This window comes from Sulfurimonas sp., assembly GCF_028694605.1.
Taxonomy (GTDB): domain Bacteria; phylum Campylobacterota; class Campylobacteria; order Campylobacterales; family Sulfurimonadaceae; genus Sulfurimonas.
In genome coordinates, this window is the sequence record NZ_JAQVKP010000009.1 from 43,438 (window position 1) to 64,891 (window position 21,454).

Sequence of the window (21,454 nt, forward strand, 5' to 3'; positions counted from 1 at the left end):
CATCGGAGAACTTTTTTATGTTCATAAATAACCTAGCTTATGAAGCAAGTGCAGGAAGCGGGAAGACTTTTATGCTTGTCGTGCGTTATCTTAGTCTGCTTTTTAAAGGTGCGCAACCCTCGAAGATACTTGCTCTTACATTTACCAACAAAGCCGCAAACGAGATGCAAGAGAGGATTGTCACTACTCTTGAGGAGCTGCAAGAGAGAGGAGAGTTGGATGAGATAGTTAAGGTTACCGAACTTTCCCGTGAATTTCTGCTTGCAAATCGTCAAAGAGTTTTAGGCGAGTTTTTAAATGCACATACAAAAATCATGACGATTGACAGTTTTTTTACGCAAATTTTACGCAAATTTTCGCTCTATGCCTCGTTGATGCCCGACTTCTCAACCTTTGCTTCTCAGCATGAACTCAAGCTTCTCTCTCGCTTTTTAAAAGAGGTGCGTGTTGCACAAAAGAAAGAGACACTCCTTAGCCTTTCGCTCTTCTCACAAAAGCGTATAACCGATATTTTTGAACTTTTAGATGAGCTTTATATCAAGTTTGCAGAGATTGGTGGGATTGAGTTTGCAAAGCAAAACAGCGAGCGCTATGAACAAGAGGCACTCTCTTTGACGGCGGAGCTGAAAAAGATAGTTTTGGCAAACAGCGCAGCATCTTCCACGGCTATCAGGTCAGTCGAGGCTGAGAGTTTTGAGGATATTGTAAGTAAAAAATGGCTTGAGAGGGAGAGTCTGAATTATACTACATTTGCAAAATGCTATACTCCGGAGATGGACGTACTGCTACTAAAGATAAAAGATGCCATCAAAGCTCAAAACAGAGCCAAAGAGCAGAACTTTTTTTATGCTTTAAAAGAGCTTGTCACCATCTATATCAAGAGTAAAAAAGCACTCTACAAAGATGACAGCGAGCTTGGATTTAGTGATGTTACCTACCTTGTCTATGAGATTTTAAACCGCATTAACGATAGTGATTTTCTCTATTTTAGACTTGATGCGCAGATAGAGCATATGTTGCTTGATGAATTTCAAGACACAAGCATATTGCAGTATGAGATACTCAAACCGCTCATAAACGAGATAACCTCAGGCAAGGGGATTTTTGACAACGGCAGCTTCTTTTTTGTGGGGGATGTGAAGCAGTCTATATACAGATTTCGTGGCGGAGTGAGCGCACTTTTTGATGTGGTGAGAGAGGAAAACGGCACAGAGGTAAAGAAGCTTTTGACCAACTACCGTTCGCAAAAAGAGGTTGTTGCTTTTGTAAACAGTGTCTTTGAGCACAAGATAAAAAACTACACGCCGCAGCTTGTAAAAGAGGGCATGAACGGCGGATTTGTTGAAGTTGTGCAAAACGATGAGGTGTTGCAGGAGGTTGTCTCTCAGGTGAAAAGGCTGCTCCAAAGCGGTGCAGATGTCAATGAAATAGCCGTCTTATGCGCTACAAACGGTGATGGGATAGCCGTGCAAGAGGCACTTCATGCGCAAAATATTGAAGTTGTTACGGAAACAACGACTAAGCTTATCAACCAAAAGGGCGTCAAAGCCGTTATAGAGTATCTTAAGTACCAATATTTTGGCGAGGAGATATACAAAGAGAACTTTTTTGCACTTATCTCACGGCAAAAACGCTCAATTAAAAGAGTAGATTTAAACAAAAATACACTCTTGGATATCATAAAAGAAGCTATAGATGAGTTCAAGCTTTTTGAGGGCAATTTTAATCTTATGAGATTTTTAAACGAGGCGGCGAGATACGGCGACATAGAGGCACTTCTTTTTGAGTATGAACGTATGGACACAAGCGCGGCCGCATCGGAGTTGGAGGGCGTGCGTGTGCTTACTGTCCACAAATCCAAAGGGCTAGAGTATGAACATGTTATAGTCATGGACAGGCTTACAAAAGCTCCAAGTGTACGTGATGCAATCATCTATGAGTATGAGGGCATAACTCTCAAAAACATCTATCTTCGCATTAAAGGCAGAGATACGGTAGATGCACAGTACGCTGCCGCGCTGCAAAAAGAGAAAACTCTTGCGTACGAAGACAGCCTTAATGCGCTTTATGTTGCATTTACAAGAGCAAAAGAAAATCTTATCATTGTTGCTAAAACAAAAGATTCGATGTTTGGCATACTTGAGCTTGAAGCACAAAAGCATGGCGTGCTTACATGCAAGACTCAAGCCCCAAAAACGCCGAAACTCTTCCGCCCTCTTGCATACAAAGAACTTTACTATGGGACACAAAGCGATATTTTGGCGATTGAGACGGCGCATGAAGAGGATTTTGAGTCCATCAACTTTGGCATAGCGATGCACTATATGCTTGAGATGCTCCCGACATTTGAGACAAAAAATATTGACATTGCAAAAGATATGACAAACAACAAATACGGTGCTTTTTTACAGGAAGCGGAAATTGAAGAGATTCAAAAAAGAGTTGCGATGCTTCTTGAAAACAGCGTATTTCTTGAGCTGACTCAAGGCGAGTGCTACAGAGAAAAAGCCCTTCGCTACAAAAATACTCTTCGTTACATCGACCTTTTGGTCAAAAGTGAAAAGGGATATAGAGTTATCGACTATAAAAGTTCGCTCTCTTTTGCCGATGAACATCTACGGCAAGTAAGCTTTTATGTAAACGCTATAAGAGAGATAACAAATGAAAATGCAGAGGGTTATATCGTCTATTTACTACAAAATTGTATAAAAATTGTCAAAGCAGAAGAAATTTCTAAGTTAAAATAAAGTTTTTGAACTCTATAATAAGCTTATACAAAAATAAATTTATAAAGGGGGTGGGGCGTGAAGGGTTTATTTATAGTTTTTTTCCTTCTGCTTACATCTCATCTTGCTGCATCTGTGAGTACTTCACAGAAAATCGAAGTTCCTTATGTTATCGGTGAAAAAGCGTATTCCCCGTCTGTTTATGAGCTACTTGCAAAAGCAGAGGAGTATTTGGGAACTTCTTATAGAATTGGCAGCGCTAGCGATGCCCGCACGGATTGTTCAGGGTTTACGCAGCAGGTTTTTGGAGAGTTTGGCATAGTTCTTCCCCACTCTGCAAAAGAACAGGCTCGTTACGGAGAAAAGATAGATGTTAAAGACTTGCAGGCGGGGGATTTGCTTTTCTATCGCACCTATAAAAAAGGACCTTCGCATGTGGCTATCTATGCCGGAAACGGACAGATAATCCACGCATCATACAGAGCAAAACGTGTCCAGTATGATGCTTTTGACAAAAAATATTATAAGCAGCGCTTTTTGTATGCTAAACGCATTGTTTTTAATGATATCCCATCCGACACAAGACAGAACTAAATCCCGCTCCAAACCTTAAAAAAACCATAAATTAAGTTTTTTATAAGCATAAAAAGATATACTTCCAACAATTAAACAAACATTCCCTTGCTCGGGATGTAATGTTAAGAAAATTACTTGAAAGGTTCAAGAATGAAATTTACGAAAATTGCTACTCCTGAACAAATCAATCAAAAATGGGTTTTGATTGATGCTGAAGGTAAAACTTTCGGTCGTATTATCACTGAAGTGGCAACAATACTTCGCGGTAAAAACAAACCATGTTTTACTCCAAATATCGACTGTGGTGACTATGTAGTAGTTGTTAACGCTTCTAAAGCAAAGTTCAACGGTCTTGGCAAAATAGCAAACAAAGAGTATTTCTCTTATTCCGGTTATTTTGGTAGTACAAAAAGCACTAAGATGACTGAGCTTTTAGAAAAAAATCCTGAGAAGCTTTACAAACTAGCTACTCGCGGTATGCTTCCTAAAACAAAGCTTGGCGCTAAAATGATTAAAAAATTAAAAATTTATGCAGGTGCTGAGCATCCTCACACTGCACAATTAGCTAAGTAAGGACGAACTATATGAAAAAAGTATATGCAACTGGACGCCGTAAGTCGTCAATAGCAAAAGTATGGTTAACTCCAGGCAATGGCAGCATGAGTATCAACGGTCTTTCGTTAGATGCATGGCTCGGCGGACTTGAAGCAAAAAAACTTCGTGTAAAACAGCCTCTTGCTCTAACTAAACAAGATACTTCCGTAAATATCGTAGCTACTGTACTAGGCGGTGGTTTTGGCGGTCAAGCTGACGCTCTTCGCCACGGTATTTCTCGTGCATTAGTTAGATTTAACCCGGAGTTAAAAGCTATACTAAAACCTGAAGGTATGATGACTCGTGATTCACGTGTTGTTGAGCGTAAGAAGCCAGGTAAGCGTAAAGCTCGTCGTTCTCGCCAGTTCTCTAAGCGTTAATCGTTTCAAGAACTTCTTTGCTGGTGCTTTTTTGCGCCGGCAACTTCTCCTTTAAAATTTTCCTTGTCATAACTTTGTTATAATCTGCTCAAAAAAAGAGTAATTTTGCGCTATTTCCTATTTCTGTTTTTATCACTGCACCTTGTAGCCTCAACGCTTCATCTTGCAACTTCAACTAACCCATCAAGATTAAATCCCATTCTGGCAACCGATTCAAGTTCGGCAGAGATATCGGGCTTTTTGTTTAATGGGCTTGTAAAGTATGACAAGGATTTGTCGGCAATTGTCGGTGATTTGGCAAAGAGTTTTTACTTTGAAGATGATAAAACACTTATTTTTAAACTGCATGAAAATGTCAAGTGGCATGATGGCGAAAAATTGAGTGCCAATGATGTTATTTTTACCTACAACGTGCTTATTTCACCAAAGATAAGCTCACCTTACAGTGCAAATTTTAGGTTTGTGAGCAGTGTAGAAGCAGTTGATGCACTCACGGTTAGGGTAAGATATAAAGAGCCTTATTTTAAAGCACTTGAGATTTGGATGATGGGAATTTTGCCGGAACATCTGCTAAAAAACGAACAAAACCTTATGAACTCATCTTTCAACACAAAACCTATCGGCACGGGTGCATATAAACTAGCACAGTTGGAGCACTCAAAAAATATTTTACTTGAAGCATTTGATGGCTATTTTGAAGGGCGTGCTAAGATTGATACTATCTCATTCCATGTTATTGCAGACCCTATGACACGCTTTTTGATGCTTAAATCCGGTGTACTTGACGTTGGAAGTATTGAGCCGATGCAGTACGAGAGACAGCTAAATAGCGGTTTTTTTGAAAAATTTAATATTTACGAAAATATCTCACAATCCTACACGTATCTCGGTTTTAACCTGCGTAATGAAAAATTTCAAAATCCCAAAGTAAGAGAGGCGCTCTCTTTGGCTATCAACAGAGAAGAGCTAACTAACATTCTTTTTTTTAGCCATGCAAAGGTATGTACGGGTCCATTTTTGCCAAATACACCGGCGTTTAATGAAAATGTCAAAGCGCCAAAGCAAAACATACAAAGAGCAAAAGAGCTTCTTTCAGAGGCGGGGTATGATGCAAAAAATCCATTGATTTTTGAGATTGCAACTTCAAATTCAAGTGATATTAGACCCTATGCCGCACAGATTTTGCAGCATCAGCTCAAAGAAGCAGGAGTGGTTGTAACGCTTCGTGTGATGGAGTGGCAGGCATTTTTAAACATGGTGGTTTTTCCTCATAAGTTCGATAGCGTACTTCTTGGATGGGGACTTTCACCTACGCCCGACCCATATATGTTTTGGCATAGCAAAAGTGATAAAAAAGGTGGATTTAATCTTGTCGGCTATCACGATGCCAAGATGGATGCTATGATAGAAGAGTCCCAAAGCATGGTTGATAGCAAAGAACTTTCTACTCTGTGGAGGGAGATGTTTGCCATGATAGCGAATGCAAATCCATATCTTTTTTTATTTATCCCAAACTCTATCACAGCGGTAAACAAAAGTATAAAAAATATTGAACCGACCCCAAGCGGTATCTGGCACAACTACATAAAATGGGAGAAATGATTTGATAATTTTGTTTGATTTAGATGGTACGCTTATTGATTCGACTGAGGCGATTTTAGAGTCGTTCCATCACTCTTTGGCGGTACACAATCTTCCTTCTCAAAAGGATACGAATATAAAGGCACTCATAGGATATCCGCTTGATATCATGTATGGAAATTTGGGGATTGATGCCATGCATATAGATGCTTTGATAGCGACTTATAAAGAGCATTACAGAGATATTTCAAGAGAAAAAACCGAGCTTTTGCAAAACGCAAAAGAGGCAGTTTTGTTGGCAAAAGAGTTTGCTACTTTAGGGATTGTAACGACAAAAACAGGCTACTATTCAAGAGTGCTTATGGAACATTTTGGGTTAATGCAACATTTTGATGTTTTGATAGGAAGAGAGGATGTTCAAAATCCAAAACCTCATGCAGAGCCTATTTTTAGGGCTTTAGAAAAATTAGAGAGTGTCGGCAAAGAGATTTGGATGATTGGAGATACGAAACTTGATTTGATTGCCGCAAAAAATGCAGAGATAAATCCCATCGGAGTTTTGAGCGGCTATGGCACACATGAGTCATTGAAAGAGTTTACGGATATGATATTTAATGATGCATTTGAAGCAATGAAGTATCTTCAAAAGAGAAAAAATAACACATTCTTATAGGTTGGTAAAAAAGTAACACATATCAAGCTATCTTTAAGAGCAACTAGTCTAAAATAAGAGGCTAATAAGAGAAAAGGAGAGTTTATGCTAGAGATTAGATGGCATAGTCGTGCTGGACAAGGCGCTGTTACGGGTGCTAAAGGTTTGGCTGATGTTATTTCTACAACAGGTAAGCATGTTCAAGCGTTTGCATTTTACGGATCTGCAAAACGAGGGGCTGCGATGACGGCTTATAACCGTGTAGATGATCAAGTGATTATGAATCACGAAAAATATATGAGACCTGACTATGTCTTTGTTATTGACCCTGCATTAGCGATAACAACAGATGTGACCATCAACCACAAAGAGAGTACAAAGTATATCATCACAACCCACATGAGTACGGAGGAGCTAAAAAAAGCACAGCCAAAACTTGAAGGGAAGGAGGTTTATACTGTTGATTGTATCACAATTGCAAATGAAACTATCGGTCGTGCGATACCAAACACTCCTATGCTTGGCGCATTTATGAAAATTTCCGGAATGTATGATATCGAGTTTTTCAAAGAGAGTATGAAAAGAGTTCTTGGAAAACTGCCGCAAAAAATTATCGATGCCAATATGCTTGCTATTCAGCGTGCATACGATGAAGTGAAGTAAGGAGCTGATGATGACAAAAAAAGGTTGGGATGAGTTTGAAATTGGGGCTATGCTTCGCACATTCAATGGAAAGATAGATGATATTGCCGGAACAAGACAAGAGGATCGCGCATACTCACAAAACAGTTCTTATACTGCAAGTGTAGCTGATTGGAGATTGATTAAGCCGGTATTTAACAAAGACTACTGTATTGATTGTCAGTTTTGCTGGGTCTATTGTCCGGATGTATCAATAGTTTCAAGAGATAAAAAATTGATTGGTATTGATATGGATCACTGCAAAGGGTGCGGAATTTGTGTGGAAGTTTGTCCAACGAACCCAAAATCACTTCTAATGTTCCCGGAACAAGCAGATGGAGAGACAGAAATTGCTAATTGGCCTAAAAAAGATGAAGGGGAAGCGTAATGGCATTTGAAAAAATGGAATTAAAAGATATTGAAGTATGGGATGGAAACCGCGCGGCTGCTCAAGCGCTTAGACAAGCGCAGGTAGATGTTGTTGCAGCGTACCCGATTACACCATCAACACCTATTGTTGAGGGTTACGCACAGTTTACTGCCGATGGTTACGTAGAGGGTGAGTTTGTTATGGTTGAGTCTGAGCATGCAGCAATGAGTGCATGTATCGGTGCGGCTGCTGCAGGCGGGCGTGTTGCAACTGCTACCTCTTCTCAAGGTCTTGCACTTATGTCCGAGACGCTCTATCAAGCGTCCGGTATGAGACTTCCTATAGTTCTTAACCTTGTAAATCGTGCACTCGCTTCACCGCTTAATGTAAACGGTGACCACTCTGATATGTATATGGTTCGTGACAGCGGTTGGATACAGTTTGATGCTTACTGCCCGCAAGAGGCGTATGATCTCAACCTTATTGCTTTTAAAGTAAGTGAGGATCACGACATTAGACTTCCGGCGGTTGTCAACCAAGATGGTTTTATGACTTCTCACACGGCTCAAGGTGTGCATACGCTAAGCGATGATGCAGCATATGGTTTTGTGGGTGAGTTTAAACCTATGAACGATATGCTTGATTTTGAACATCCTGTAACTCACGGTGTACAGACTGAAGAAGATTGGCACTTTGAGCATAAAGCACGTCAGCATAACGACCTTATGACAAAGGTGTTTCCTAAGATAGAAGCAACATTTGCAGAGTTTGAAAAACTAACAGGTCGCAAGTATAACCTAGTTGAGAAATACGACATGGATGATGCGGATGTATGTGTTGTTTGTCTTGGAAGTTCTGTTGAGACTGCACGCGAGGTTGCCCGTGAAGCAAGAGCCGGGGGGATTAAAGCCGGTGTTGTAGGTCTTAGAGTATTCCGTCCTTTCCCGTTTATGCAGATTGCGGATGCACTCAAAGATGTTAAAGCTATAGCAACACTTGACCGCTCATCTCCAAACGGTGCAGCCGGAGCACTCTTCAATGAAGTTGCCGGAGCACTTTTCAACACAGATACAAAGGCGCTTCTCTCTGGGTATATTTATGGACTTGGCGGACGTGACTTGACAAAAGCCCATTTAACAGCACTCTTTAAAGAGCTGCAAGCAAACGTTGATGCTGGTAAAGTAACTACTCCGCTACAACAATTTATCGGTGTTCGTGGACCGAAACTAGCGTATTTATAAGGAGACGAGCATGAGTGAAATGAAAAATATAAAAAATTTAAAAGAGTTTTCAACATCGGCCGACCGTTTTGAGGGTGCGAATCTTTTATGTCCGGGGTGTGCACACTCTATCATTGTTCGTGAAATTTTAAATGCAACAAATGATGATATGATTCTCTCTGCTTCAACAGGTTGTCTTGAAGTTTGTACAGCGGTTTATCCATATACTTCATGGGATGCTTCTTGGATTCACATCGGATTTGAAAACAGCTCAACAGCGGTTGCAGGTGCTGAGACAATGCATAAAGTGTTAAAAAGAAAAGGGCGTCTAAAACAGCCGGATCGTAACCCTAAGTTTGTCTCTTTTGCAGGAGACGGCGCATCTTATGACATCGGGTTCCAGTGGATATCTGGATGTATGGAGCGCGGACACAACATAATGCACGTTGTTCTTGACAATGAGGTATATGCTAACACAGGCGGTCAGAGATCGTCATCTACTCCTATAGGCTCTTCTGCAACCACTTCACCTGCCGGTAAAAAAAGCTACGGTGAGAAGAGAAACAAAAAAGATATGATGGGTATTATGGCAGCGCATGGGATTCCTTATGCTGCACAAGTTTCTCCAAACAAGTGGAAAGATATGGTAAAGAAAATTCAGCACGGTTTAGCTGTTGAGGGTCCTGTATTTATTAATGCTGTTTCTCCATGTACAACAGAGTGGAAATTTGACCCTAAAGATACTATGCATTTAGCAGATTTGGCGACAGATACACTCGTTTTCCCTCTCTATGAGATTATTGACGGAAGAGAGTTTAACATCACATATAGACCAAAAAATGTACTTCCTGTAGAGGAATATCTAGCAGCACAAGGACGTTTCAAGCATCTATTTAAAGATGAGTATAAATACCTAATCAAAGAGTGGCAAGAGCGTGTAGATGCTAAGTGGGCATACTTACAGCGCCGCGAAGAGGCACGCGTTTAACTTTTGGCATTTTATGCCAAAGGCAATAATTTCATCTGTTTAGGAGTAATGGGTGGAAGCAGAAAGGAAACCCGCTCCGAAAAAGGAGCGTGTTAAAAAAGCCAAATTTAGTAGATTTCTTGGCTTGGGTGGTTAGGTTTGTTTGTTTCAACAGTGCCGTTGTTTGTATCGTATGTTACGATTTCATCAGCAGCAAGTGCACCTAAAGCTAATGTGATTAGTAAAATCAATGTTTTCATTGCGTATCCTTTTTTGTTAAGAGAGCGTTACCCTCTAGTTTTGATAAGCCATTTTGGCAACATACCTTTTCTTATTTTCAAGAGAAGGTAACTTTTTAAATCGGAGAAATTTTATCCGATTTTACTTTTAGGTATTATAGAACTTTTAAAGCATGTGTTTTATTTAAGTTTTTTTAATAGTGAGACTTCATCCATTGGTGAAGTTTTTTCATAACCGCCTAAAAAGGCAGTTATAGTTGCGTGTTTCCACAGTAAGGACATTTCTTTGCGGCTATTGGGATGCTCATGGCACATTCACTACAGATTTTATCTGCCGGCGGCGGGGGCGGAACTTCTTCTTTTGCTCTAAGTGTATTATAGCTTTTGACAAGCATGAACATAACTGTTCCCAAAATTAAAAAAGAGATAATGTCGTTGACAAAAACCCCGATTTTGATTGCCGGCGCTCCTGCTTTTTCAAGGTCGGCAAGTGTGTTGTAGCTGTTACCGTCAAGTGCCAAAAAGAGGTTTGAAAAATCAACCCTTCCAAGAAGCATACCTACCGGCGGCATAATGATGTTTTTTACAAGCGACTGTACAAGCGTAGCAAACGCCGCACCAAAGATAAAACCAACAGCCATATCGACCATGTTTCCCTTGATAAGAAACTTTTTAAACTCTTCAAACATTACATACTCCTTTTTTGCGTTAAGAAGGTATTTTACACCCTTTCATCATTTTTTTCCAATCAAGGTTGAAATTTTTGTTTATATATGCTTTGTGATGCGGGACAGTGCATTTGGAGCAGTCTTGATGTACTGCGCCGCCGTATCCGATAGTTGAACCGTTATGGATGTCGCAACGGCTTAGTATCTTCATGCCGTTGTATATGCCAAGTCCGTTGTCGTCAAATCTGAAGTTTGGGCATCCGCAAAGATAGCAGTTTAGCTCTTGCATATTGTGGCATTTTTTGCCCTCTTTGTAGAGCGGACAAAAATCAATCTCCTCTTTTGCCATGTTTTCATACGTAAAGTAGTCGATAATCTGCTCTTGCGTAAAACCCTTTGCTACAAGTTTTTCTACTATCTTTAGATGTTTTTGGGCGTGTTGTTCAAACCACTCTTCATAGCTCATCGCACTATCTTCTCTTTTTTAGTACCAAGTCGGTCGTACATCGCTAACATGTTAGTGTAGTTGTTATGGAGTGTTATATCTACTAAAAACTCCTCGCCTGCCAAAACAGCGACCGCTTTTGTAACGGTGCTTTGTGTGAAAATGGCATAAAGTCCCTCTTTGTATTCAAGAAAATCAAGCTCCTCATCTTCCATGCGCACAAGCTCTGCAATTACGCGTCCAAGCTTGTTTGTTCCAAGTTCGAGAAGCTCTGTTGCAAGTTCTCGCTCATCTAAAAGAAGATATATCTGTGCTTTGAACTCCGCCATGGTAAAAGGCTCTTTGAAAATAACTCCTATATATTTTCCTACATCAAGTGAGGCATCAAGAGACTCTATGGCATCTAAAATCTCATCTGCATTATAGTCGCTAAAGTTTAAAACCATATCGCGGATAGCTTTGGCGCTGTTTTTGTTGTTATAGATGAGGTCTTCCATTGGGTACACTTCCGAGAGGCTTGGGATGAGGATTTGGCATGCATAAAACCCGAGATAGTCATACTCTCTTATATATATCTGCTTTTCTAGCTTTTTTGCAATACTCACCAAAAAAACAAACTCCTTTTCTCTTGAGTCTCCCTCATACTGCCAAGGTGCAAATTCAAAACTCTTTTTTGCGCTTAAAAATCCAAATCCAAGCTTCCCGTTGGAGTCCACGAAATGGGACTCTAAGTTGAAACTATCTGCAACGATGCTCATATCAAATGTCGGTGTCTCAAAGCCGTCCAAACTATCCAAATCCCGCCCCTGCATAAGTTCGGTCATGGTTCTCTCCAAAGAGACCTCCAGTATAGGATGCGCTCCGAAAGAGACAAAAAGCGTTGCGTTTTTTGGGTTTATAAGTGAGATGGCGGTAACGGGAAACACTCCGCCCAGCGAAGCATCAAGCACATCAACGATGTAACCCCTCTCTCTTAGTGCCTCAACATCGGCATAAACTTTCTCAAATGATGCAAGAACTTCATGCGGAAAATGCGGAAGTGCGTAACCGTTTTTTATGATTTTGATTTTTGCATAGCGTTCGTAAATTTCGCTAAGTGCTTGAATCTGCGCCTCTTTTGGAGTGTTTCCTGCCGCTAGACCATTGCTTACATATAGGTTATTTAAGATATTGACAGGGAAATAGATTTTTTCGCCATCCTCTAGCCGCTCAAAGGGCAGAGCAGCGATTTTATCCTCATAGTCACTGTTGAAATCAACCAAGTCTTCATCGCTAAGTTCGCCCTCTGGGTCGTAAATACTAAGCAGTTCGTCATCCAAAAAATTCCCGCCGAACTTAAAAGCAACTTCATCAGGGTAGTGTTTACGTGATGGAAGATAAAAATCGCTAAAAAAGTTATTTGTCTGCAACCGCTCTATAAATTCACCAAGCGCACTAGCTATGGAGGCTTCACTTGAAATCCCTTTGCCGTTGGAGTAGATATGCTGCGGTGCTTGCTCAGAGGCAAGATTTAGGGAGTAACAGTTTTGTAGAGGATGCTTTGTTTGTGAAAAAATGGTTTTACACCCCACATCCTCAAGCACTTTTTGCATCTTTGCGATGGACTCTTCCAGCGGAGCTGTTTTTGATAGTAGGTTCATAGTCAGTCTTTGTTTTTAAACGATTTTACCAAAAAAGCGATGATAAAAAGCTAGGCCGTGAAAAATTTATATTAGACTTCTTTTATAACCCTAAAATAAGTACTTTCTCCGTTCGCCCTGAGCTTGTCGAAGGGTGATTGAAGCAACATGGTTCGACAAGCTCACCATGAACGGGCATAAGATTAAGAAGTCTATTGAAAAATATTTTTTAAAGAGGGTTGGATTGTGCTAAAATCCACTTATGAAACTATCACACTTAAAACAAATCGTTAATTATCTTCAAAAATTTACAAAGATATCTGCTATCTATAGAGTGAGCGATACGACCGTAAAAATTGTATTTGAGAGGGAAGATGAACTCTACTTTGAGATGCAGCGTTCAAACTCCAAAATCTTCAAATGTGCCTCTTTTTCTCGCTCTAAAGTTTATAATGCTCCATTTGATGTGCTTTTGGCAAAACGGTTTAACCGCGCAAATATTTTAGATATCTCTCTTGTGGGCGGCGATAAGATTTTGCGCTTTGAAACATCTGTCGCATCGGCTTATAAAGAGGAAAAAAGCTTTTTGCAGTTCGAATTTACGGGAAAATATACAAATGTGATTATCCTGGATGAAAACGAAATAGTGCTTGAAGCACTCCGTCATGTGGACTTGTTTTCATCTTTTCGTGAAGTCAGAGTAGGGCAAAAACTTCTGAGCGCTCCCGTAGCTCCGTATGAGGCAAAAGAGTACCCGCTTGAGGATGTTGAAGCGTTTTTGTATGATGAGTATGAAGAGGAGATGCAAGAAAAACTCTCTTCGCTAAAAAAGCAGAAAATCGCGCTTCTTGAGAAAAAACTAAAAAAACTCCAAAATCTTTATGCTGCACTGGATGATGAAGAGGAGCTAGAAACACAAGCGGCTCAATATAACCATTTTGGAAATCTGTTTTTGGCGAATATGCACCATGTCAAGCCATATCAGAGGGTGGTTGAGGTGGATGACTATGATGGAACAAAGGTCAAAATAGAGCTTCACAAAGAGTTTTCCTCTGTTGCAATGATGGCAAATTCACTCTTTACAAGAAGCAAAAAAGCCAAGCAGAGAGCCTCATATCTGCATATCGAGAGAGAGTCGCTTTTGGCTAAGATAGAGCATATAAAACTCTTTATCCATACCGTAGGGGAGGCGAAAGATGTTGCGAAAATCCAGCTTCTTTTTCCAAAAAATATCCAAACAAAAAAAGTAAAAGCAAGTGATTTAGTTGAGACTTTTTGGATAGAGGGGTACAAAGTGAGCCTCGGGAAAAATGAAAAGGGCAACATCGAACTGCTTCAAAATGCAAAAGCAAAAGATATCTGGCTTCACATGAAAGAACGCCCATCAGCCCATGTTATCATAACCACCGATAAGCAAAACGTGCCTGAGAAGGTCATAAAAGAGGCGGCGAGACTCTGTGTGGATTTTACTATGTTTGAGAAAGGGCGTTATTTGGTCGATTATACTCCACGAAGAGAAGTAAGCGTGCAAGAGAGGGCGAATGTGCTCTATAACAGGTATAAAACTATTGAGATAGATACAAGGAGCTAATACAAAATGGCGGTGGGAATGGTAGCAAATGCGATTTATGTAAATCAGCAGACAGCAACGGTCTCTTCTGTGCAAAATGCTCATAACAACCGTGTCGATTTTCAAAATATGGCGGCTCAAGCTGCTGCACAAGAGAAGGAAGATGAGGTTATAGAGGTGCGTCCCACAGAGGAGAACCAAGAGATTAACCCTGACCGTGAGCATCAAAAAAATGAAGCAGACCAAGAGAATGCACGAAGTAAAAAAGAGGAAAAAAAACCTCAAAAAGAGGAGCCTCAACCGCTCCACATACTCGATATTAAAGTCTGATTTGCTATAATTTCTCATTATATGGGTAAAGGGGTTTTGATATGAGTGTATTGATGGCTTCAAAAGAGAGGGTGGCAACAAGTCTGGTTCTTGTCGGTGTAGTACTTCTTATCGGGGTAATTGACAAATTTTTGCTTATGTGGGCATTTTTGGGAGTTGTCTATCTTCTGGCATTCCGTGAGGCTATGGCGCTTTTTGGTATAAAAGGGAACGATTTATACTACTTTGCCGTCGCTGTTTGGCTTATCGGCGCTATATATCCATACAGTGATGATCTTTTTATCTTGATGAGTGTTGCTTATGCAAGTGCGGTTGCATTTAACAAAGAGTTGGAGTGGAAAAACTTCCTTCCTTTTATCTACCCGACAGCAGGGATGCTCTTTATCCTAGCAATGTACCAAGAATACGGTGTTTTATCTCTTTTATGGCTTTTGGTTATCGTGGCACTTACTGATGTCGGAGCGTATGCGGTAGGAAAGAGTATAGGCAAAACCCCGTTTAGCGAGGCTTCTCCGAAAAAGACGATGGAGGGGGTTGCCGGAGGTTTAGCCGTTGCGACCATCGGCGGGATGTTTGTCGGTCTTAGTATTGTAGATTTGGGTGTCTCTTTCATTATCGCTTTTATGGTCTCTGTGAGTTCCATTTTCGGAGACCTTTTTGAGAGTTCGCTTAAACGTGCGGCAGGCGTAAAAGATAGCGGAACGCTTCTGCCGGGACATGGCGGTGTTTTAGACCGTATTGACGGCTACCTCTTTGGCGCTATCGTAATGCTTGTGCTTTTAAGAGGATTGGTATAATTGGTACTTCTGGGTTCAACAGGCTCAATCGGTGTAAATACACTTGAAGTCGCCAAGAAATTCTCAATGGATGTTGAAGTTTTAGTCGCAGGAAACAACATCGAACTTTTAAATAAACAGATAAAAGAGCACAACCCAAAAGTAGTGGTAGTTGCTAAAAAAGAGGATGTTTTCAGAGTAAATCATTCACATGTTTTTTATGGGCAAGACTCAATTTTAGATGCCATAAAAAACTCCTCAAGCGAACTGGTCGTAAACGCGCTTGTCGGTTTTTTGGGACTTCGTCCGACACTTACCGCCCTTAAATGCAAAAAAAGAGTAGCTCTTGCCAACAAAGAATCTCTCGTTGCGTGCGGTGCTTTTATAGATACTTCAAAGATTCAACCCATAGACAGCGAACATTTCGGACTTTGGTATCTGATGCAAAACCGTCCCGTAGAGAAGATGATAATCACCGCAAGCGGCGGAGCATTTCGCAACTGGGATATTGCACGGCTTGAGCATGCAACACTGGAAGATACCCAAAAGCACCCAAACTGGTCGATGGGACAAAAGATTACCATAGACAGCGCAACCATGATGAACAAAATGTTTGAACTCTTAGAAGCAAGATGGCTTTTTGGAGAGGGTCGTTACGATGCCATCATCGAAACAAAATCGCTCATTCACGCTCTCATCGACTTTAAAGATGGCTCAACTACCGCCCACTTTGCCAATGCCAGTATGCAGCTCCCCATTGCTTTTGCACTTGATGGGTCGATGCAAGAAAATATCCTGCCTCATGTCGATTTGCTAAAAATCGGCTCATTAGAGTTTCGCGAAATAACAACAGATAGATATCCTATTTGGCAGATAAAAGACTCCCTTCTAAAAAATCCTGCTCGCGGAGTGGTGGTAAATGCCGCAAATGAAGCCGCAATCGAGAAGTTCATATCTCGTGAAATAGGCTTTATGGATATGGCAAAAATAGTGATAAATGCTTATGAGAAGTTTGATGTTCTGCCTAAAAGCGTTGATGACGTGTTTGGGCTTGATGAAGAAGTGAGAAGAAGCATATAATTATGCTAAAATTAAATTCATCAAGTTAGTGAATATTGAGTAAAAAAGTAGAATAATATGACAAATTGCAATAATAATTGCATTTTGTCATATTTTATATTAAGATTAATAAAAAACAAGGTGAGTTGAAATGCTGACAGATTTATCAATGAATGACTTGACAGCTAAACTACGGTTTATGCCAAAAGAAAACAGTATTAACATTTACCATAAAAAATATACAAGTCATAATGACTATAATATAGAGATAGATTTAGAGAAAAATAGCATTGATTTTGGAAGTGCTATTTTTTTTAACGACTCTAAAAACTCCGTTCAAAAAATCACAAAAGAAGAAGACTTGGTTGTTTTAGAGTGTGTAGATAGACTTTTAACAAAAGGCTATTCACCAAAAAATATTATTTTAGAAAAAGTCTATCCATCTGGTCATGGTACAAGCGGACGACTTGATATTTTAGTGACTCGCGATAATGGTACTGCATACATGATGATTGAGTGTAAAACTTGGGGAAAAGAGTTTGATAAAGCTTTTGCAAAACTCAACAAAGACGGCGGGCAACTTTTTACTTATTTTCAGCAAGATAAAGATGCTGCGATTTTGGTTTTATATACTTCGGCACTCATCAATAAAAATGTTGCGTACAAAAATGAAATCATTAAAATAGAAGATGAGTATAAAGCAACAAGTAATGTAAAAGACTTCTATGACAGATGGAATAAAACGACAAAAAATAATGGTGTATTTAATGATTGGAATACGCCATACAACTACAAAAGCCAAGCACTTACTCCAAAAGATTTAGTCGATATAAAACAAGAAGACAGCAGTTTTATCTTTAACCGTTTTATGGAGATACTCAGACACAATGTCGTGTCGGACAAACCGAATGCTTTTAACAAAATTTTCACTCTCTTTCTGTGCAAAATCATGGATGAAAAGCATACAAAACCAAATAAAGAGTTGGAGTTTCAATGGCTAGAAGGAATCGATGATCATGTTACATTTCAAAAGAGATTAACTGACCTTTATCAAAGAGGGATGAAAGAGTTTCTTGATAAAGAAGTGACCGATTTAAGTGATAAAGAGTTTGAAGAGAAATTCGGGGTACTAGATAGCAGTATAAAAGACCAACTTTTAAAAGAGTTTACGAAAATAAGACTCCAAAAAAACAATGAATTTGCCATCAAAGATGTATTTGATCAAGAGACATTTGACGAAAATGCAATCGTTGTAAAAGAGATAGTCGAACTGCTTCAAAACTACAAAATCAGATATACGAAAAAACAGCAGTTTTTGAGTGACTTTTTTGAGTTGCTTTTAACAACAGGACTCAAGCAAGAAGTTGGGCAGTTTTTTACACCAGTCCCGATAGCGAGATTTATTATACGTAGTATGCCTTTTGACAAGATTATAAAAGAGAAGCTCTTAAAAGGGGAGAGAGATGAACTCTTACCAAATGTAATCGACTATGCTGTAGGAAGCGGACACTTTATAACCGAAGCGATGGATGAGATACAAAAAGAGCTTAACAGTATTGCAACAGATGATTTTATACAAGATACGGCAAAAAAAATTATAAGTTGGAAAACAGACCATTTTGACTGGGCATTTGATTATGTTTATGGAGTAGAGAAAGATTACAGACTTGTAAAAACTGCTAAAGTTGGATGTTATTTACACGGAGACGGTTTAGCAAAAGTGATTCATGGAGACGGGTTATCCAACTTCACAAATACAAAAGAGTTTAAAGGGAAGCTGGCGCACAGTGACAAAAACTACCCTCAAGACAATAAAAAGTTTGATATTGTGGTCTCAAATCCACCGTACTCAGTCAGCGCATTTAAAAATGTCAGCAAAAAGTTTGATAGCAGTGATTTTGAACTTTACGACAGACTAACAGATCAAAGTAGCGAGATAGAAACCCTCTTTATTGAAAGAACTAAACAACTCTTAAAAGATGGCGGAATAGCAGGCATAATACTTCCAAGCAGTATCTTAACAGGCGGCGGAATTTATACCAAAACAAGAGAGATAATATTTAAATATTTTGATATCGTAAGTATTACCGAACTTGGTTCAAACACTTTTATGGCAACCGGAACCAATACCGTAGTGCTTTTCTTAAGAAGAAAAAACAATATGGAGCATGAAAATATAAAGGTTTCGATAGAGAAACTCTTTGATAGTAAAAAAGATATTACTATAAACGGTATTGAAAAGCCATTGTCAAAATATCTAAACTATGTATGGGAAAATATAACTATTGATGACTATATAACATTGGTAGAAAGAAATGCAAATGCAGCTATCCAAAACCATGAAATATATAAAGAATACACCAAAAAGTTTGACGATGTTGAAAAGGTGATAGAAATTGAAAAAGAGAAACTTTTATATTTCATCTTAGCATATTCTCAAAAAGTCACTGTAGTGAAAACAGGTGAAAAACAAGCAGAGAAAAAGTTCTTAGGTTATGAGTTTAGCAACAGAAGAGGCAGTGAAGGCATCCACGCAATCGCTAGAAGTAAATCGATAGATGAGTGTACTTCTTTGTATGATGAGAACTCTTATGTCAATAGCTTAAAAGCAAACAGTTATATCTATAGTGCGTTCGCTGGTCAAACGAAAGGGATAGACGAGAGTCTAAAAGAGAATATCTCTTATATGGATTTAGTCGATATGATGAGTTTTGATAGAGTCGGTTTTGAAAAAAACATCTCTTTAAATGCTAAAAAAAAATTTAAAATTGAGAGTAAGTGGGAACAAATTCCTCTAAATAAAATATTAAAAATAAAAAACGGATTTGCATTTAAAAGTGATGAATATGTAGAAAATGGTTTACGAATAGTAAGAATTAAAAATGTACAAAAAGGAAAGATAGAAATTAATGATTCAGTTTGTGTAGCAAAAGAAAGAAAACAAGAATTTGAAAACTATTTGCTAAATTCTGGTGATATTCTTATTTCAATGACTGGTAATCCTGGCAGGGTAGGTGTTGTACAAGAAAAGCATTTACCAGCATTATTAAATCAAAGAGTTGGCAAGTTAGAAATATTTAATGATAGTGTATTAAAAAAATTTGTTTTTCAAATGTTAAATACGGAGTATTTTGAAAACGCTGTTATCTATCTCGCAAAAGGCTTGGCACAACAAAATATTAGTGCTACACAAATTGAAAGTATAAAAATCCCACTACCTCCAAAAGATATTCAAGAAAAAATCGTAAAAGAGATTGAAGATTTAGAAAAAATAGAGCAAAAGAATAAAATCAATATTGAAAAATACGAAAAAGAGATAGAAAATATAATTAGTAATTCTTCAGGAGATTTAATAGCACTCCAATATATAACTACAAAAATCGGTAGCGGAGCAACACCAAAAGGTGGAGAAGGCTCGTATTTTGAAAATGGTATTAGTCTAATCAGAAGTCAAAATATTTATGATAATAAATTTACTGAAAAAGGTTTGGCATTTATCAATGAGGAACAAGCTAAAAAATTAAATAATGTAGCTGTACAAAAAGATGATATTTTATTTAATATAACGGGGGCTTCCATAGCAAGATGTTGTATCGTTGAAGATAAATATTTTCCTGCAAGAGTAAATCAGCATGTTTCAATAATTCGCACTAATGGTAAAGCAATACCGCAATATGTACAAAAGGTTTTAGTAAGCCATGAATACAAAAATCAATTATTAGAGATTGGTAAAAGTGCGACATCAAGAGAAGCTATTACTAAGTTGCAACTTGATGAGTTTAAAATAAAACTACCTTCTATTGAAGAACAAAAAATAGCCGTAAACAAGATTGAAACTATAGAAAAAGAGATAGAAAAACTAGAACAACAACTAGTAGATGTTCCTTTACAAAAACAAGCTATTTTGGAGAAGTATTTAAAGTGATTTTATCCATAGAGAGTTCCTGTGATGACAGCGCGATAGCCATAACCGAGATAGCTACAAAAAAACTTATTTTCCATAAAAAGATATCCCAAGAGCTGGAGCATAGCTTTTATGGCGGCGTTGTTCCGGAGCTTGCGGCCAGGCTTCACGCAGAGGCACTTCCCAAAATTTTAGAGGAGTGCAAACCCTATTTTAGTGACTTGAAAGCTGTTGCGGTTACAACAACTCCGGGGCTAAGCGTTACTCTTGTTGAGGGCGTAATTATGGCAAAAGCCGTCTCTATAGCACTAGGCATCCCCATCATCGGGGTTAATCATCTCATCGGGCATATATACTCTCTTTTTATAGAAAAAGACTCAACATTTCCTTTGACTGTTTTGCTAGTCTCAGGCGGGCATACGCAGGTTATGGAAGTAAAGAACTTGGAAGAGATAAAAACGGTTGCAAAAAGTATGGATGACAGTTTTGGGGAGAGCTTTGACAAAGTCGCTAAAATGATGAGCCTTGGCTATCCGGGAGGACCTGTTATAGAGAAGCTGGCAAAAGATGGGGATAAAAAAAGATATAACTTTACTGTTCCGCTTCATCAGTCACCGCTTATAGCTTTCTCCTACTCAGGGCTTAAAAACTCCGTGCGCCTTGCGCTGGAAGATGCACATGAGAGTGACTACAAAGATATCGCCGCTTCGTTTGAGCATATCGCAGTGGCTCACATCATCCAAAAACTCAAAAAGTATTTTAAAGAAGTTCCGCCAAAAAACTTTGCAATTGTCGGGGGTGCGAGTGCAAATCTTTATCTTCGCTCCACCATAGAGGAGCTTTTAAAACCTTATGGTGCAAATTTGCTCTTAAGTGAGCTAAAATATTGTTCGGACAATGCCGCCATGATAGGCAGAGTAGCAGTTGAGATGTATGAAAAGGGTTTGTTTAGCCATATTGACACTCTTGAAATCTGTCCCAAAAGTGTCATTTAGCTTAAGATGTGCTTAGCATCAAAGCCTCTTTTTCTAATTAAGAGTTAAATTATCCGTTATTATCTATACTTCTTCTATCAAAATTAAAAACAAAAAAAAGGA

20 protein-coding genes are annotated in these 21,454 nt (G+C 39.0%); 16 read left to right on the plus strand and 4 right to left on the minus strand.

All coding sequences use genetic code 11. The features are described from left to right. Positions 1-17 precede the first annotated feature (17 nt). The 10 genes from PHY84_RS06785 (at position 18) to PHY84_RS06830 (ending at position 9,768) form a co-directional block, all read left to right on the plus strand. Positions 18-2,747 (plus strand): RecB-like helicase, encoded by a 2,730-nt coding sequence (locus tag PHY84_RS06785; protein WP_299858616.1) that lies wholly within the window; start codon positions 18-20, stop codon positions 2,745-2,747. 57 nt (positions 2,748-2,804) lie between these two features. After that, entirely contained in the window at positions 2,805-3,320 is a 516-nt protein-coding gene (locus tag PHY84_RS06790) for a C40 family peptidase (RefSeq protein WP_299858618.1), read from the plus strand. A 132-nt stretch (positions 3,321-3,452) separates the two neighbouring features. Beyond that, on the plus strand, positions 3,453-3,875 hold the full coding sequence (gene rplM, locus PHY84_RS06795) for a 50S ribosomal protein L13 (RefSeq protein ID WP_299858619.1): 423 nt from the start codon (positions 3,453-3,455) through the stop codon (positions 3,873-3,875). An 11-nt stretch (positions 3,876-3,886) separates the two neighbouring features. Further along, positions 3,887-4,276, plus strand: a complete 390-nt coding sequence (gene rpsI / locus PHY84_RS06800) for a 30S ribosomal protein S9 (protein ID WP_299858620.1) — start codon at positions 3,887-3,889, stop codon at positions 4,274-4,276. Positions 4,277-4,381: 105 nt separating this feature from the next. Beyond that, positions 4,382-5,878 (plus strand): peptide-binding protein, encoded by a 1,497-nt coding sequence (locus PHY84_RS06805; RefSeq protein ID WP_299858621.1) that lies wholly within the window; start codon positions 4,382-4,384, stop codon positions 5,876-5,878. A gap of 1 nt (position 5,879) precedes the next feature. Then, on the plus strand, positions 5,880-6,530 hold the full coding sequence (locus PHY84_RS06810) for an HAD family hydrolase (protein WP_299858622.1): 651 nt from the start codon (positions 5,880-5,882) through the stop codon (positions 6,528-6,530). An 84-nt stretch (positions 6,531-6,614) separates the two neighbouring features. After that, positions 6,615-7,172: a pyruvate flavodoxin oxidoreductase subunit gamma gene (locus PHY84_RS06815; RefSeq protein ID WP_299858623.1), complete on the plus strand. Its 558-nt coding sequence runs from the start codon at positions 6,615-6,617 to the stop codon at positions 7,170-7,172. A gap of 10 nt (positions 7,173-7,182) precedes the next feature. After that, on the plus strand, positions 7,183-7,578 hold the full coding sequence (locus tag PHY84_RS06820; RefSeq protein WP_299858624.1) for a 4Fe-4S binding protein: 396 nt from the start codon (positions 7,183-7,185) through the stop codon (positions 7,576-7,578). Further along, the gene (locus PHY84_RS06825; RefSeq protein ID WP_299858625.1) at positions 7,578-8,801 is read left to right on the plus strand and encodes a 2-oxoacid:ferredoxin oxidoreductase subunit alpha; all 1,224 of its coding nucleotides are present in this window, start codon (positions 7,578-7,580) and stop codon (positions 8,799-8,801) included. The genes PHY84_RS06820 and PHY84_RS06825 overlap by 1 nt, the downstream gene beginning before the upstream one ends. Positions 8,802-8,811: 10 nt before the next feature. Further along, the gene (locus tag PHY84_RS06830; protein ID WP_299858626.1) at positions 8,812-9,768 is read left to right on the plus strand and encodes a thiamine pyrophosphate-dependent enzyme; all 957 of its coding nucleotides are present in this window, start codon (positions 8,812-8,814) and stop codon (positions 9,766-9,768) included. Between the two features lie 107 nt (positions 9,769-9,875). On the opposite strand, the gene PHY84_RS06835 is transcribed toward PHY84_RS06830, so the two are convergent. The 4 genes from PHY84_RS06835 to PHY84_RS06850 all read right to left on the minus strand — a co-directional run bounded on the left by PHY84_RS06835 (position 9,876) and on the right by PHY84_RS06850 (position 12,739). Further along, positions 9,876-10,007: a hypothetical protein gene (locus PHY84_RS06835; protein WP_299858627.1), complete on the minus strand. Its 132-nt coding sequence runs from the start codon at positions 10,005-10,007 to the stop codon at positions 9,876-9,878. Between the two features lie 230 nt (positions 10,008-10,237). After that, on the minus strand, positions 10,238-10,675 hold the full coding sequence (gene mscL, locus PHY84_RS06840) for a large conductance mechanosensitive channel protein MscL (protein ID WP_299858628.1): 438 nt from the start codon (positions 10,673-10,675) through the stop codon (positions 10,238-10,240). Between the two features lie 19 nt (positions 10,676-10,694). Next, complete coding sequence (locus PHY84_RS06845) at positions 10,695-11,120, minus strand: hypothetical protein (protein WP_299858629.1); 426 nt, start codon at positions 11,118-11,120, stop codon at positions 10,695-10,697. After that, complete coding sequence (locus PHY84_RS06850) at positions 11,117-12,739, minus strand: YcaO-like family protein (RefSeq protein ID WP_299858630.1); 1,623 nt, start codon at positions 12,737-12,739, stop codon at positions 11,117-11,119. The genes PHY84_RS06845 and PHY84_RS06850 overlap by 4 nt, the downstream gene beginning before the upstream one ends. A gap of 241 nt (positions 12,740-12,980) precedes the next feature. On the opposite strand from PHY84_RS06850, the gene PHY84_RS06855 reads away from it, so the two are divergent. From PHY84_RS06855 to tsaD, 6 genes are all read left to right on the plus strand, one after another. Continuing rightward, on the plus strand, positions 12,981-14,309 hold the full coding sequence (locus PHY84_RS06855; RefSeq protein WP_299858631.1) for an NFACT RNA binding domain-containing protein: 1,329 nt from the start codon (positions 12,981-12,983) through the stop codon (positions 14,307-14,309). A 6-nt stretch (positions 14,310-14,315) separates the two neighbouring features. After that, positions 14,316-14,618 carry a hypothetical protein gene (locus tag PHY84_RS06860; protein ID WP_299858632.1) on the plus strand — a complete coding sequence of 101 codons (303 nt, stop codon included), beginning with the start codon at positions 14,316-14,318 and terminating at the stop codon, positions 14,616-14,618. Between the two features lie 41 nt (positions 14,619-14,659). Next, positions 14,660-15,415, plus strand: a complete 756-nt coding sequence (locus PHY84_RS06865) for a phosphatidate cytidylyltransferase (protein ID WP_299858633.1) — start codon at positions 14,660-14,662, stop codon at positions 15,413-15,415. Beyond that, positions 15,416-16,474 (plus strand): 1-deoxy-D-xylulose-5-phosphate reductoisomerase, encoded by a 1,059-nt coding sequence (gene dxr / locus PHY84_RS06870; RefSeq protein ID WP_299858634.1) that lies wholly within the window; start codon positions 15,416-15,418, stop codon positions 16,472-16,474. It abuts the gene before it with no gap. A gap of 130 nt (positions 16,475-16,604) precedes the next feature. Next, positions 16,605-20,378: an N-6 DNA methylase gene (locus tag PHY84_RS06875; protein ID WP_299858635.1), complete on the plus strand. Its 3,774-nt coding sequence runs from the start codon at positions 16,605-16,607 to the stop codon at positions 20,376-20,378. Then, positions 20,375-21,352, plus strand: a complete 978-nt coding sequence (gene tsaD / locus PHY84_RS06880) for a tRNA (adenosine(37)-N6)-threonylcarbamoyltransferase complex transferase subunit TsaD (protein ID WP_299858636.1) — start codon at positions 20,375-20,377, stop codon at positions 21,350-21,352. Before PHY84_RS06875 ends, tsaD begins: the two co-directional genes overlap by 4 nt. The last annotated feature ends 102 nt before the right edge of the window (positions 21,353-21,454 follow it).

Excerpts from the sequence above, each read along its gene's own strand:
- PHY84_RS06785 (WP_299858616.1), top strand. The coding sequence starts at position 18 with ATGTTCATAAATAACCTAGCTTATGAAGCAAGTGCAGGAAGCGGGAAG.
- rplM (WP_299858619.1), top strand. The coding sequence starts at position 3,453 with ATGAAATTTACGAAAATTGCTACTCCTGAACAAATCAATCAAAAATGG.
- rpsI (WP_299858620.1), top strand. The coding sequence starts at position 3,887 with ATGAAAAAAGTATATGCAACTGGACGCCGTAAGTCGTCAATAGCAAAA.
- PHY84_RS06815 (WP_299858623.1), top strand. The coding sequence starts at position 6,615 with ATGCTAGAGATTAGATGGCATAGTCGTGCTGGACAAGGCGCTGTTACG.
- PHY84_RS06820 (WP_299858624.1), top strand. The coding sequence starts at position 7,183 with ATGACAAAAAAAGGTTGGGATGAGTTTGAAATTGGGGCTATGCTTCGC.
- PHY84_RS06825 (WP_299858625.1), top strand. The coding sequence starts at position 7,578 with ATGGCATTTGAAAAAATGGAATTAAAAGATATTGAAGTATGGGATGGA.
- PHY84_RS06830 (WP_299858626.1), top strand. The coding sequence starts at position 8,812 with ATGAGTGAAATGAAAAATATAAAAAATTTAAAAGAGTTTTCAACATCG.
- PHY84_RS06835 (WP_299858627.1), bottom strand. The coding sequence starts at position 10,007 with ATGAAAACATTGATTTTACTAATCACATTAGCTTTAGGTGCACTTGCT.
- mscL (WP_299858628.1), bottom strand. The coding sequence starts at position 10,675 with ATGTTTGAAGAGTTTAAAAAGTTTCTTATCAAGGGAAACATGGTCGAT.
- PHY84_RS06845 (WP_299858629.1), bottom strand. The coding sequence starts at position 11,120 with ATGAGCTATGAAGAGTGGTTTGAACAACACGCCCAAAAACATCTAAAG.
- PHY84_RS06850 (WP_299858630.1), bottom strand. The coding sequence starts at position 12,739 with ATGAACCTACTATCAAAAACAGCTCCGCTGGAAGAGTCCATCGCAAAG.
- PHY84_RS06855 (WP_299858631.1), top strand. The coding sequence starts at position 12,981 with ATGAAACTATCACACTTAAAACAAATCGTTAATTATCTTCAAAAATTT.
- PHY84_RS06860 (WP_299858632.1), top strand. The coding sequence starts at position 14,316 with ATGGCGGTGGGAATGGTAGCAAATGCGATTTATGTAAATCAGCAGACA.
- PHY84_RS06865 (WP_299858633.1), top strand. The coding sequence starts at position 14,660 with ATGAGTGTATTGATGGCTTCAAAAGAGAGGGTGGCAACAAGTCTGGTT.
- PHY84_RS06875 (WP_299858635.1), top strand. The coding sequence starts at position 16,605 with ATGCTGACAGATTTATCAATGAATGACTTGACAGCTAAACTACGGTTT.